At 43.2% G+C, this 13,186-nt stretch carries 13 protein-coding genes and 1 other annotated feature; of the genes, 11 read left to right on the top strand and 2 right to left on the bottom strand.

The annotated features are described in order from the left end of the window. Window positions 1-180 precede the first annotated feature (180 nt). From MHB46_RS05265 to MHB46_RS05250, 4 genes are all read left to right on the top strand, one after another. Window positions 181-762, top strand: coding sequence for a TetR/AcrR family transcriptional regulator (locus tag MHB46_RS05265; RefSeq protein WP_069291646.1), 582 nt, complete (start codon window positions 181-183; stop codon window positions 760-762). Window positions 763-842: 80 nt separating this feature from the next. Beyond that, window positions 843-1,574: an SDR family NAD(P)-dependent oxidoreductase gene (locus MHB46_RS05260; RefSeq protein ID WP_069291647.1), complete on the top strand. Its 732-nt coding sequence runs from the start codon at window positions 843-845 to the stop codon at window positions 1,572-1,574. 53 nt (window positions 1,575-1,627) lie between these two features. After that, the gene (locus MHB46_RS05255) at window positions 1,628-1,957 is read left to right on the top strand and encodes a macro domain-containing protein (protein ID WP_341161774.1); all 330 of its coding nucleotides are present in this window, start codon (window positions 1,628-1,630) and stop codon (window positions 1,955-1,957) included. Window positions 1,958-1,992: 35 nt separating this feature from the next. Continuing rightward, a complete protein-coding gene (locus tag MHB46_RS05250) occupies window positions 1,993-2,553 on the top strand; it encodes a GrpB family protein (protein WP_341161773.1) in 561 nt (186 codons plus the stop codon). A gap of 176 nt (window positions 2,554-2,729) precedes the next feature. Here the strand turns inward: MHB46_RS05250 and MHB46_RS05245 are convergent, their stop codons facing one another. After that, a complete protein-coding gene (locus MHB46_RS05245) occupies window positions 2,730-3,914 on the bottom strand; it encodes an aminotransferase class I/II-fold pyridoxal phosphate-dependent enzyme (protein WP_061828572.1) in 1,185 nt (394 codons plus the stop codon). 42 nt (window positions 3,915-3,956) lie between these two features. Beyond that, window positions 3,957-4,195 (bottom strand) — a binding site (T-box leader). A 190-nt stretch (window positions 4,196-4,385) separates the two neighbouring features. Here MHB46_RS05245 and MHB46_RS05240 point away from each other — a divergent pair. Further along, window positions 4,386-4,994 (top strand): DUF1349 domain-containing protein, encoded by a 609-nt coding sequence (locus MHB46_RS05240; protein WP_341161772.1) that lies wholly within the window; start codon window positions 4,386-4,388, stop codon window positions 4,992-4,994. Window positions 4,995-5,087: 93 nt separating this feature from the next. Continuing rightward, on the top strand, window positions 5,088-5,798 hold the full coding sequence (locus MHB46_RS05235) for a DUF1361 domain-containing protein (protein WP_069291650.1): 711 nt from the start codon (window positions 5,088-5,090) through the stop codon (window positions 5,796-5,798). Between the two features lie 56 nt (window positions 5,799-5,854). On the opposite strand, the gene MHB46_RS05230 is transcribed toward MHB46_RS05235, so the two are convergent. Then, window positions 5,855-6,784 (bottom strand): ArsR/SmtB family transcription factor, encoded by a 930-nt coding sequence (locus MHB46_RS05230; protein WP_061828569.1) that lies wholly within the window; start codon window positions 6,782-6,784, stop codon window positions 5,855-5,857. Window positions 6,785-7,292: 508 nt separating this feature from the next. Here MHB46_RS05230 and MHB46_RS05225 point away from each other — a divergent pair. From MHB46_RS05225 to MHB46_RS05205, 5 genes are all read left to right on the top strand, one after another. Continuing rightward, the gene (locus MHB46_RS05225) at window positions 7,293-8,636 is read left to right on the top strand and encodes an ABC transporter substrate-binding protein (RefSeq protein WP_250244585.1); all 1,344 of its coding nucleotides are present in this window, start codon (window positions 7,293-7,295) and stop codon (window positions 8,634-8,636) included. A 93-nt stretch (window positions 8,637-8,729) separates the two neighbouring features. Next, window positions 8,730-9,620, top strand: coding sequence for a carbohydrate ABC transporter permease (locus MHB46_RS05220; protein WP_013309768.1), 891 nt, complete (start codon window positions 8,730-8,732; stop codon window positions 9,618-9,620). Window positions 9,621-9,647: 27 nt separating this feature from the next. Beyond that, the gene (locus tag MHB46_RS05215) at window positions 9,648-10,490 is read left to right on the top strand and encodes a carbohydrate ABC transporter permease (RefSeq protein WP_025723511.1); all 843 of its coding nucleotides are present in this window, start codon (window positions 9,648-9,650) and stop codon (window positions 10,488-10,490) included. Window positions 10,491-10,570: 80 nt separating this feature from the next. Further along, window positions 10,571-11,956: an arabinan endo-1,5-alpha-L-arabinosidase gene (locus MHB46_RS05210; protein ID WP_341163686.1), complete on the top strand. Its 1,386-nt coding sequence runs from the start codon at window positions 10,571-10,573 to the stop codon at window positions 11,954-11,956. Window positions 11,957-11,996: 40 nt separating this feature from the next. Next, window positions 11,997-12,968, top strand: coding sequence for a glycoside hydrolase family 43 protein (locus MHB46_RS05205; protein WP_341161771.1), 972 nt, complete (start codon window positions 11,997-11,999; stop codon window positions 12,966-12,968). Window positions 12,969-13,186 lie beyond the last annotated feature (218 nt).

Below are 13,186 nucleotides of genomic sequence, written 5' to 3'. Positions count from 1 at the left end.
CGCTTTCTGTAATTTACATACCGTTGAGTATAATATACCGATTGGTATGTAATGATTTTAGGTCAATATAACTCGTGTATATATGAAATGTCAAGAGTTCATCATGTACATATTTGACAGTTTCTTATCGTGATCATACAATCTTAATATACTGAACGATATGAAAAGAAGGAGCTGCTTATGGTTCGACCACGGGAATTTGATGAAGATCAAGCGTTGGATGCAGCGATGCGAATTTTTTGGGAAAAGGGATTCGAGGCTACATCTTTAAGTGATTTAACCTCCAAAATGGGAATTCAGCGCCCTAGCATTTACGCTGCCTTTGGAGACAAGAAGCAATTATTCGAAGCTGCGCTGCGCAAATATACGCAATCCCACGCTGCTTATGTACGCTCTAGACTACAAAGCAATTCTTCTGTAAAAGAAGCGTTTTACAATTTTTTTGGAGGAGTCGTGGCAGAAGAGTACGAGGATGGGCCTAATAGAGGATGCTTTTGTATTAATACGATGGTAGAATTAGCCCCTCATGATGAGAAATTTGAGATTTTAACCAGAGAACATCAGATGTATCTTTCTGCCGTCTTTCAGGAAACCCTCGAGCGTGGTATAAGATCAGGAGAGCTGGAGGCTAGCATGGACGCACGAGCTCTGGCCCATACGATGGTCTCTTTGTTAATTGGGATTACCGTGATGATGAAGTCGCGTCCAGAGCGTTCTTTTGTGGATCATTCGGTTGCGACTGCACTTATGTTACTGAAGTAAGTTTCTTTCATATAGCTGATAGTACTTGAGAGAGGTATTTTGAGTAAAACTATATACCGAACGAGAGAGGGGTTTCTTCATTGCTTAATAAAATGAAAGTTATTATAACAGGAGCTGCTTCCGGCATTGGAAAGGAAATTACTCAGCAATGTCTAAGGGAAGGCGCAAGTGTTATTGCGTGTGATATGAATAAACGTTCTTTAAACGAACTTGAGGCTGAACTGAATTCACCAAGTTTGTACACCTATCTGATAGATATAAGTAACTATACGGAAGTAACTGATTTTTTTACATACATTAAGGGAGAACACCCGGACATAACAGCTTTAGTCAATAATGCAGGTGTTTATAGAGGAAAGAATATACTCGACTATGGTATGGAAGAAATAGAGAAGGTGCTGGACATAAATATTAAGGGATGTGTATATTTCTCGCAATTTTTTGGAAAGTTCATGATTGAGAAGAAGCATCAGGGAATTATCGTAAATATGTCTTCTGTTTCTGGAATGGAAGGAAGCTCAGATGCGATCTATGGATTATCAAAAGCTGCAATATTGGGCTTTACTAAAAGCTGTGCCATGAATTTTTCACCTTATATAAGAGTTAATGCTGTGGCACCAACGATGGTAAGTACTCCAATGATGGATCATATTCCTGATTGGAGAAAGGAGGAATATACAAATCATCAGCTAATTCCTGAGCCTTTAAAAGCAGAAGATGTTGCTTATACTGTCCTGTTTCTGCTATCGAAAAGATCCAGGCATTATACGGGAGCGACCTTTGATATTAATAATGGGTGTTATCTAAGATGATTTTTTACGAGAGGAGGAGGATTAATGAATACCCAAATTGAACTTAGATAAACGTGAATGTTGTTCATACCGTTGGTCCTGTGTGGAATGGTGGCGACCATCAAGAAGAGGAGCTATTGGCGAAATGCTACCATAATGCACTCCAATTAGCTTTAAAACTGAATGCACGAAGCATTGCCTTTCCGAATATCAGCACAGGCATCTACCGTTTCCCGAAAGAAAAGGCGGCGGATATTGCTATACAGGAAGTGACACGTTTTGTACGTGAACATGCGGCTTTGAATGAGATTATTTTTGTTTGTTTTGATGCGGAAAATGCTCAGTTATACACCCGTAAGTTACAAGATGGTGTTAAGGATATTAAAAAAGATACAGTTGAATGAGAGAATACATGAGTAGAAATTAGGGGGGATCATGAATGCATGAGGAGCAAAACCAGGAACATTGGCCGGTGTGGGCTACGGAGCCTGTAAAAATAGTGAATCCTGATCCTGCCTGGTCAGAGCAGGGCTTAAAGATCATTTACCAGTTGCGGGAGTTATTACTGCCGTTTAAGGTGACGGAAATCGAACATATAGGAAGCACGGCAATTCCCAATCTTTCCGCTAAGCCCATTATTGACATAATGGCAAAATTAGAATCATGGGATCAACTGGAACAGATCGTGTCTGCTTTACAACCAGCAGGCTGGAACTATGTTCCGCCTGAATTGGACGGTCGGGAATGGAGAAGATTTTTGGTTAAAGTGAAACAGGATCAAAGAAAGGGACATCTGCATCTCATACTGAAATCTGATGAGCATTGGGATCGGCAGCTGTTGTTTCGGAACCGACTTCGTGAACAGCCTGAGCTGATTCAGCAATATGATGTATTAAAAAGGCGGCTGGCGATGGAAAATCAGCATGATCGTGAAGCGTACACGGAGGCCAAGACTGATTTTGTGCAAAACGTTCTGAATACCGGACATCCTAAAGATTAGGATGTCCGGACTCCCGGGTGCTTTCCGACCAAGCGCCGAAATCTCCAACATTTGTTATTGCCGTGTAGGGGAATGGCCAGAAGGCTTGCCAGCACACCAGAAAAAGCTTATTCAGAAGCTGCTACGGTAGTGTTTATCCAGTGTTCATATTCATTTTATGATAGGAAAAATCGCATTTATAGACGTTTCAAGAATGCGCTAATGCGTTCCAAAGCCATTTCCAACTGTTCTCGCGATGACGCATATGAGCAGCGGATAAAGCCCTCGCCGCCTGGGCCAAATGCGGAACCGGGTACAGTAATGACTCCTTCTTCTTCCAGCAACCGCTTGGCAAACTGCTCTGAGCTTAACCCTGTGTGCATAATGGAGGGAAAAGCATAGAAGGCACCGTTTGGTTCGTGACATGGCAGTCCTGTCTGACATAGGCCTTCAACGAACCATTTTCTACGCAGATTGTAGGATTCCATCATACGATCTTTTTCCTCCAGCCCGTTACGCAGGGATTCAATAGCGGCAATTTGCCCGATAATAGGAGCGCACATGGCGGTATATTGATGAATCTTCAGCATAGCTGAAATCAACTCTCTTGGGCCGCACACGTAGCCGACCCTCCAGCCTGTCATCGCAAATGCTTTGGAAAAGCCGCTGATGAGCAGGGTACGCTCTTTCATTCCCGGCAGAGAAGCGAAGCTTACATGCTTCTGTCCATAGGTCAGTTCAGCATATATTTCGTCTGATATAACGACAAGATTATGCTCCTCAACCAGGCGGGCAATCGGCAACCAATCCTCATAGGTCATCACCCCACCCGTCGGATTATTCGGATAACAGAGAATAAGCACTTTGGATCGTGGAGTCAGCTTGGCTTGGAGTGCCTCAGCTGTTAGCTTGAACTGCTGATCCGCAGAGGTTTCAACCGTTACGGTATGTCCTCCGTTCAGAAACGTGATGGGCGAATACGAAATATAACATGGAGCCGGAATGAGTATTTCATCGTGTGCGGTGATCAGAGCGCGTAGTGCCAAATCCAGTGCTTCACTGCTCCCAATGGTAACCATGATTTCATCTGTCGGGTTGTAGGATGTGCTAAAGCTGCTCTCCAGATACCCGGCAATCTCCTCACGAAGCTCAGGAAGTCCAGCATTCGGTGTGTATGATGTTTTACCATTTTCCAGTGCTGTGATACAGGCCTTTCTGACATGTTGAGGGGTTACAAAGTCAGGTTCACCGACACCAAGCGATACAATATCTTTTCTGCCTGTACTATATTCAAAAAACTTACGGATGCCTGAAGGTGGCATTTCCCGTACAGCTGGAGTCAAAAAATCGGTTATAGATACTGCTGTCGATACATTTGTCATGATGATTTCCTCCTTTTTGAAAAACAAAAAAACCCGCCCCTGTAAAGGGACGAGTTTATACCCGTGTTACCACCCTAGTTTCATTCCATACGAAATGACACTCTGTTCACGTATCCATCAATACGTGTTCCGGTTAACGCTGGAAAGGCGGCAGAGCTTACTTCAGGTTCAGCCCGCTTCTCAGAGATGGCGTTCGGCTACCCTCGGAATGTTGGCTCTCACCTGCCCCAACTCTCTGCAAATCCGCTGTATAGCTTACTCGTTCTCGTCATTGAAATTTGTTACCGTATCAAGTTAGGTGTAATTATAAGCACAACATTTCAGGATGGCAAGTCTTTTTTTTTATAAACTTTAAAGACAGATCATCATTGTTGACGACTGGAAAATAACGTATATAGTGGTATCAAGGGGATTGTGCCCCAGATTTCAATGTGTTATATGACTATATTGCCAGAGAGGAATGGTATCCATATGAACGTATTTGAACGCTTTAGCGGTAAAGTTTTGCCGGCGGATTGGAGTTGGATCAATGAGCCGGCTGAATGGAGATTCGATGATTCCAAGTCTTTGCAAATTTCTGCACCTTCACAGGCAGATTTCTTTAGGGATCCGTCTGGCGCAGCGGTAAAATCGTCCGCACCCTTTTTGCATACAACGCTTCAAGGTGATTTTACAATATGGACGAGGGTTCGCGTTGATATGAAGCAGCCTTATGATTCAGGATGCTTGATGATGATGGCGGATGATACCCACTGGGCTAAGCTGTGTTTTGAATATTTTGAAAGCACTCCATCTATTCTTAGTGTGGTCACTCGGGATACATCCGATGATTGTGTCTCTGGGGCGATGGATGTGTCCAATCCGTATTTACGAGTGGCACGAGCTGGAAATTGCTTTGCATTTCATTATTCATCAGACGGTCAGCATTGGAAGCTGGCGAGATATTTTGGTATGAATGTTCCTAACCAGCTCAAAGTCGGAGTTGTTGCTCAATCTCCGGTGGGGGAGGGCTGTGCTGTTACCTTTGATGCCTTGACGATAACAACCCATGTATCCGAGGACATACGAAACGTGGAGTAAATAGACAAAGGCCCTCTCTAAATATGAAAGCGCTATAAAGTAGGGCTTAAAAAGACGTATATACGCATGATCAGGCAGGAGGTAGATGGAAACTTGCTGTTAAGAAGAAAGGGTTACAAGCTGCCCAGTTTGTTGGGAGTGCTGCTTGTAGCTACGTTGGGCTGTTTCGGACTCATCATGTATTTACAGTCCACAAGTGGAACGAGGATGTATCAATTTCTGTATTGGGATATATTCCTGGCCTGGGTTCCGGTCTTTATCACTCTGGGAATGATGGCTTTATCCCGACTGCGAAGTACAAAAGTGAGAAGTATTCTTTTATTTTTCTCCTCAATTGTATGGTTGTTTTTTCTGCCGAATGCTCTTTATTTGGTGACTGAGTTACTTCATGCGTTTCGTTTTTACGATGTGAATCCTGATACACGTTTTTGGTTGAACACACAATTTTGGTTAATCTTATTTACGTCTTTTTCAGCAGCAGGGCTTGGCCTTTTTCTTACATCCCTTTGTGTATTGGTGATCCACCATATGCTGAGGAGGATTTGTTCAGGTGGGCTCGCATGGGCTGTAGTATTTGTGTTGTTGTGGCTGGCCAGCATAGGCGTATATATTGGTAGATTTGCTCGCTGGAATAGCTGGGACATATTATTGCAGCCACTGGTGCTCCTTACGGATATTTGGAGATGGGGAGTACATGCAGTACCAAGGCTTCATTTACTGTCCTTTTGCTGGTTGGTGTTTGGGATAGCAGTCATTTTTTATTTATTGATCTATATCTCTTTAAGTGAGGATCAGGATATTTAGGCCGAGGACATGTATTCAATGAATACAGGCTTCGGCCTATTTTTACATGTGGCGTGTCAGGAGTTGGCGTTGTCCTCCCCGTGCACATCATAAAGCACACGCACAAGCAGATCCTGACTGAAATTCCCAAATCTTTTGCCGAAAATAGTGAGCCCACCTTTGTTTTCCGATTGATCGGTTACGGATAAGCGGAGTGTAATGTCGCTTTTATAGTTAAGGTTAATATCGTCTATTGTGACTTCGGAAATGCGGCACCCGTCAATGAAGCTGCCTTGCTGATTGATGCGAATTAATTTGAGCATACCATATTGATTTAAATGCGGTGGCCACCAATCTGGATTGAGAACCCCCGGCACTTCTCCAAAATCTCCGGCGCTGGTCCAGTGCCCAATAGGGATACCGTTAATGTGAAAACAAATGTCGGAGGGATATTCCTCACAATAGCAGGGTGCTTCTGAGCCTAGTTCTGCGGAGAATTGAATTTCTTTAAAGGATTGATTCGCTTTCAGATAGTTGGGGATGCGGTATTCCAAAAAGCCTTCGGCCATCCAGATCATTTCCGACTCCAGCCGCCCGGGATCTGCAAAATAGCGTGGATCATCAAAATCGCCGATAATGCTGTCTCGGGTCACCAATCCACAAGTGGGGGACGCTTGATAGTTACTATAATGACCTACGCGAATCTCAACCTCATACACATTTTTTTGTTCTCTGCTGCGCAAATCTACCATCAGCTTATCCTTGTTCAAATAACACATTTTTCGGGTACCGTGCTTGCCGCTCACCGTATTGATCTCCACAAGACCGCATTCTTCCAATTTTCGAATATGCATTGTAATGGTACCGTTACTCAAATTAAGTTTGTTGGCAATGTCATTCATACTTTGTCCCTGGTAAGCAAGTAACTCGAGAATTTGAATGCGGATTTCTGAACCCAGTGCTTTAAAAATATCTAACCCTGACATTAAGTCCTTAATATAAATCATAGCTATAGACCATCCTTATCTATAAAAATTGTAATGTAAGCGCTTATATATTTACTTTGATTTATGTTAAAATAAAATCAAAAAGAAGTAAACTTCTTTTTTGTAAATTTTTTTTACTAAACCAAGAGGGGAGCGAATTGAACTCAAAATTAGGGATTACTTCATAAACAAATCGTATTTAAGATTTATTTCTAGTTTTTTTGATATAAATAAACTTAAATACGATTTAATTTTGCTTTCCATGTTACTCTAACCTATGTTTTATAACTATTTAAAAAGATTGAAAAATACATTGACGAACTGAGGAAAGGCATGCTATATTTTGTTTGTAAACGAATTCATTATTGATAAAGAAAAATGTTAATTATACGGTACATGAGAGGGATGATAATCACAGCGGCAATCAACAACGGGTTGTGTACCGCACAGTTAAAGATTAGGCCGAGTGGTATGAAGTTATTTTAGCACCGATTGTATGCGGTTTCATTTAAATTTAGGAGGGGTCGCGTTGATAAAGAAAAAAGGTTTTGCAATAACAATGGTCGTTCTGTTGTTAATGGTGGCTGCACTGGCTGGTTGTAGTGGGGGAAGTTCCAGTAGTGATGGAAGTAAGGAACTGACATTCATGTTCCGTGGTGGAACAGATGAACAAAAGGCTTATAAGGAAGTAATCAAGAAATTTGAAGCGGAACATCCTGGCGTAAAGGTTAAAATGGTCGTGACGGCAGCAGATCAATATGCTACAAAGCTTAGAGCTGCGATTACAGGAAACAACCTCCCAGATATCTTTTATTTTGCCCCTGGAGATGTGAAAGCTTATGTAAACAGTGGGGTGTTGAAGAATCTCACTCCTTACATTGAGAAGAACAAGGATATTAAACTGGATAACATTTGGAAATACGGTGTGGATTTGTATCGCTATGACGGTAAAATGGCCGGCCAAGGAGATATTTACGGTATGCCGAAGGACTTAGGTCCATTCGCACTCGGCTACAACAAAACGATGTTCGAAAAAGCGGGCGTTCCCTTGCCTGACAAAGACAAACCGTATACATGGGATGAATTTATCAAGGTTAGCCAAGAGTTGACCAAGGATACCAATGGTGACGGCAAGCCAGATCAATACGGTACAGGCTTTAACGTTCAGTGGGCATTGCAAGCCTTTGTATGGAGTAATGGGGCTGATTGGCTGGATGAGAGCAAAACTAAAGTAACGATTGATGATCCGAAATTTGCGGAAGCGCTTCAGTACTTTGCTGATATGCAAAACAAATATAAAATCACACCTGGTATTGAACAATCACAAACATTGGACACATACCAACGTTGGATGAAGGGCGAAATGGCATTCTTCCCGGTAGGTCCTTGGGATATGAGTACATTTGAAAAACTGCCATTTGAATATGATTTGCTGCCGTTCCCAGCCGGATCGACTGGCAAATCGGCAACATGGATTGGTTCTCTGGGTATCGGCGTTTCCTCTAAAACAAAATACCCGGATGAAGCTGTTGAACTGGTTAACTATCTGACAACTTCTAAAGAAGGAATGAAGCAGCTCGTAGATGCCAAGGTACAAATTCCGAATCTGTTGGACATGGCTGATGAATGGTCCAAAGATACGAAAACCAAGCCTAACAATAAACAAGAGTTTATTGATATCGTGAATGACTATGGACGCTCATTACCAGGCAACTATACGTATAATGCAGAATGGTACGATATTTTCTTCACAGATATTCAACCTGTACTGGATGGTAAAATTACGGCGGCAGATTATGTGAAACAAGAACAACCGAAGATGCAGAAACTGCTGGATAAAGCGGTGGAGCAAGAGAAAAAATCACAGAAATAATGCGTAAATAGAGGAAAAAAGGATGATGTTAGTGGCTAAATATCATGCTGCTAACATCATCTTCATTCCAAATTAGAAACAGAGGTGAGCCCTGTGATAACCAAATCTAATCTCTACCGCAAAGAGAAGGTATATGGATACTTATTTATTCTTCCACCTATTCTCGGTCTGCTAATCTTTACGTTATTCCCGTTTGTCTATTCGTTATACGGCTCTTTTACAGACTGGGACGGATTGGGACAAATGAACTTTATTGGCCTCGACAATTTTAAAGATTTATTTAGCGATGAGCTCTTTTATAAATCGATGTACAATACTCTTTTCTTAATGCTGGGTATTCCAATCGGTCTTGTACTAGCTTTACTGCTGGCACTAGGTTTGAATCGCAAGATTCCAGGTACGACAACATTTCGTGTGATTTACTATATCCCGGTTATTTCTTCATTGGCTGCCGTTTCTATTATGTGGAACTGGGCGTACAACGGAGATTACGGTTTGGTGAACCAATTCCTCGAAATATTCGGTATTAAGGGTCCTAACTGGCTGATGGATAAGGATACGGTCAAACCAGCCTTGATTCTCATGACCGTCTGGAAGGGTCTCGGATATACGATGTTGCTATATTTGGCAGCCCTGCAAAGCGTGTCTCGCTCTTATTATGAAGCAGCAGAGCTAGATGGAGCGAGCGGATTCCAGATGTTCCGCAATATTACATGGCCAATGGTGAAACCAGTAACCTTCTTCCTAGTCGTAACTAATATCATTGGTGGTTCGCAAATCTTTACTGAAATGAACATTATGACACCTACAGGGGGTCCGGAATACTCATCCGCCTCAATCGTCTTTTATATTTGGGATAAGGCATTTAAAAACCTGCAAATGGGATATGCCTCCGCGATGGCTATGATTCTCGGCATCTTCATTTTTATCGTAACTTTGATTCAATTTAAAATGAATGAAAAATCGTCCTTTGATGGGGATTGATTTTCGCGGAAAGGAGTGAGTCTGATTATGTCCCATAGTCAAAAAACGAAAGTTACCAATATCATTATCTTTATTGTACTAGCGATTGGAGCGATTGTGATGATCGCGCCGCTGCTTTGGATGCTGTCCACTTCGGTGAAAGAAAAGCAGGATGTCTTTGCTCTTCCACCAGTATGGATACCAGAGGTGTTCCAGTTTGGGAAATATAAAGAAATTTGGGAAGCAGGACCTTTGTTAAGCGGGATCAAGAACAGCGTGATTGTGGCTGTAAGTGTTACCGTTGTAGGTACCTTCACATCCAGTGTGGCCGCTTTTGCATTTGCAAAGCTGAGATTCCCTCATAAAAACAAACTGTTTTTGGCACTCATCGCATCTATGATGATTCCATACCCAACGGTTATGATTCCACAGTTTATGATGTTTTCCAAACTTGGCTGGGTCGATACACTTTTGCCTCTGATCGTTCCAGGTTTGTTCGGAAATGTAGTTATGATCTTTTTCCTGCGGCAGTACTTGCTTAGCGTACCGGATGCCATTATCGAAGCTGCGAAAATTGACGGAAGTTCTTATTTCCGACTCTATTCGTCGATTACATTCCCGCTCATTAAGCCGGCAGTTGCGGCACAGCTTATTTTATGGTTCATGGGGATTTGGAACGATTATTTGGCACCGATTATTTACTTGAACTCACCAGAAACGCAGACACTGCAACTGGTTATCGCGAATTTTAATGCGACTTACGCCATTCAGACGGACTATCCGCTTATTATGGCAGCATCGATTATAGCCTTGTTACCTGTACTGATTATATTCTTGATCTTCCAGAAACAAATTATTGAATCGGTTGCCATTTCGGGTGTCAAAGGTTAATTGACACTTGGAGGGTACGGATGAACGATGTAAGGCAGTCACAATATGTAATGGGTAAAGGAAGGAGGAGAATAACAGTTATGGTTATGCTGCTCATGCTGGGTCTATCCGGCTGTGGGGATAACACTCCGGACCCTGTGTATCCGCAGGCTCCGCCTCCCGATCAATTGTATGATCAAAGTACGATTAACGATGAACAGCGCTGGACCATTAACAATGCACATGACCCGGCGATTATCAAAACAGATCAAGGCTATTATGTCTACTCAACGGATGTAAAGACAGGTGGAGAATTGAGACCTGGTGTCATGGTACGCAAATCGACTGATCTGATTCATTGGAACTGGGTTCAGTATGCACTCCCCGGCATTCCAAAGGAAGCAGAGGCGTGGTCATTGGCAACCAATCTGTGGGCACCGGACATTATCAAGATGGGTGATACCTATCGCATGTATTACTCCGCTTCTACCTTTGGCAGCACACGGTCTGCGATCGGTTTGCAGACATCCAGCTCCCCGGAAGGCCCTTGGAAGGATGAGGGACTGGTCGTTAAAACGGAAGAACATGACAAGCTGAATGCGATTGATGCCAATCCGGTGCTGGATGCAGAGGGAAATCTATGGATGGTATACGGCTCTTTTTTCGGCGGTATCTATATTACACCGCTTGATCCCCAGACTGGAAAGCTCAAAGAATCTGGCTATGGTAGAAATATCGCTGCCAGAGATCGGGCAACTGAGGACGGTGCTGTAGAAGGGCCTTACATTGTGTACAATCCAATGTTCCGTAAATACTACTTGTTCGTCTCGTATGATTCTTTGTTCGAGGACTACAATGTTCGCGTTGCTCGCTCAGATTCTATCACAGGCCCTTATGTGGATATGAATGGACATGATATGGCAGATACCAGCTATTTGCCTCAATACGAGATCGGAAACAAGGTATTGGGCGGTTATCGGTTCAGCGAAGGAGAAGGCTGGGTTGCGCCAGGTCACAATTCTATCCTGAAGGACGGTGCGGATTATTATATTGTACATCATGCGCGGGGAGAAACGGACAAGAGCTGGCCGTACCTGCATGTACGCAAAATATTATGGACGGCAGAGGGCTGGCCGGTCGTCTCTCCGGAGCGCTATGCGGGGGAAAAGGAGCAGGATATACCCAAAAGGCTATTATCCGGCAACTGGGAGCGCATCGTGATAAGGCAGGAAGTAGATGGTCAGGTGGAAGCTGAACCGCTCCGTTTGGAAGATGGAGGGCGGGCAACCAGTGGTTCTCTTGAAGGTCACTGGAGATTTGATGGCAAGCGTACTCTAACAATGGATTGGAGCAATACATCCGAAGGAACAAAGGAAGAACTGTTATTGCTTCCTTCATGGGACTGGGAGCTCGGTCGCTATACTCTAATTTTCACAGGTATGAATGAAAAGGGAATTTCCATCTGGGGAAAACGTATCAGCGATTAATTGTATGAACTACATACTACACATAGAGGAGAGAAAAACCATGAATCAATCTGTACCCTTTAATAATCCGGTCATTGAGCAACGGGCAGACCCTTGGATTTACAAGCATAGTGACGGATACTATTATTTCACCGGATCTGTGCCAGAGTATGACCGCATTGAGGTTCGACGAGCAAGTACTATTCAAGGCTTGAGTACAGCAGTGCCTGTCGCAGTGTGGCACAAATATGAAACGGGCCCGTTAAGTGCGAACATTTGGGCACCGGAAATTCATTATATTAACGACAAATGGTACATTTATTTTGCAGCAGCTCGTACAACGGAAACGAAGGAAGGCCTGTTCGACCACCGGATGTTCGTGCTGGAAAATGATTCAGCTAATCCTCTGGAAGGGGAATGGGTGGAGAAAGGACAGATCAAAACCCGTTGGGAGACGTTCGCTCTCGATGCGACAACCTTCCAGCATAATGGAGTTCTGTATTATGTGTGGGCTCAGAAGGACCCTGACATCGTCGGTAATTCCAATCTGTATATTTCTGAAATGAGCAATCCATGGACACTGCGCGGTGAGCAGGTCATGATCTCCACTCCTGAATATGATTGGGAAATCATCGGTTTTAAGGTGAATGAGGGAGCAGCAGTTCTAAAACGGAATGGGCGGATCTTTATCAGTTATTCAGCTAGTGCCACTGACCACAATTATTGCATGGGCCTGTTGACAGCAGATGAGAATGCGGATTTACTTGATCCGAAATCATGGACGAAATCACCTGAGCCGGTATTCTGCACCAATGAGGAAACAGGACAATTCGGGCCAGGTCATAACAGTTTTACGGTTGCTGCTGACGGTAGCGATGTAATCGTATATCACGCCCGGAATTACAAGGAAATTACAGGCGACCCGCTGTATGACCCGAATCGTCATACACGTGTTCAGCCGTTCAACTGGAAGGAAGATGGAACACCTGATTTTGGTATTCCAGTACCAGATGGCGTCTCCGTTAATAACTAAGCAGAATATATGCTATACGATTGACGTGTCACATAGCGACGCTATAACTTTATAAAACATCGCAGAGAAATGATTTTGCTGCGTCTAACAATATCAATGAGATATCTTCGGCCTTAGGCTGGAAGGTATCTTTTTGCTTTTGGGAGGGAGAGACGTCTCGGAAACTATGGGAACTTTAAATCAGGTTATGTGAAGCCTAGAATATGTCAAGCGATTAA

The sequence above is a fragment of the Paenibacillus sp. FSL H7-0703 genome (assembly GCF_038003485.1).
In the GTDB taxonomy this organism is placed as follows: Bacteria; Bacillota; Bacilli; order Paenibacillales; family Paenibacillaceae; genus Paenibacillus; species Paenibacillus polymyxa_B.
The sequence above is the reverse complement of the archived record's forward strand: the minus strand, read 5'-3'. Positions and strand labels throughout refer to the sequence as shown.

Coding starts and splice junctions, on each gene's coding strand:
- MHB46_RS05265 (WP_069291646.1), top strand. CDS start 181: ATGGTTCGACCACGGGAATTTGATGAAGATCAAGCGTTGGATGCAGCG.
- MHB46_RS05250 (WP_341161773.1), top strand. CDS start 1,993: ATGCATGAGGAGCAAAACCAGGAACATTGGCCGGTGTGGGCTACGGAG.
- MHB46_RS05245 (WP_061828572.1), bottom strand. CDS start 3,914: ATGACAAATGTATCGACAGCAGTATCTATAACCGATTTTTTGACTCCA.
- MHB46_RS05240 (WP_341161772.1), top strand. CDS start 4,386: ATGAACGTATTTGAACGCTTTAGCGGTAAAGTTTTGCCGGCGGATTGG.
- MHB46_RS05230 (WP_061828569.1), bottom strand. CDS start 6,784: ATGATTTATATTAAGGACTTAATGTCAGGGTTAGATATTTTTAAAGCA.
- MHB46_RS05215 (WP_025723511.1), top strand. CDS start 9,648: ATGTCCCATAGTCAAAAAACGAAAGTTACCAATATCATTATCTTTATT.
- MHB46_RS05210 (WP_341163686.1), top strand. CDS start 10,571: ATGGTTATGCTGCTCATGCTGGGTCTATCCGGCTGTGGGGATAACACT.
- MHB46_RS05205 (WP_341161771.1), top strand. CDS start 11,997: ATGAATCAATCTGTACCCTTTAATAATCCGGTCATTGAGCAACGGGCA.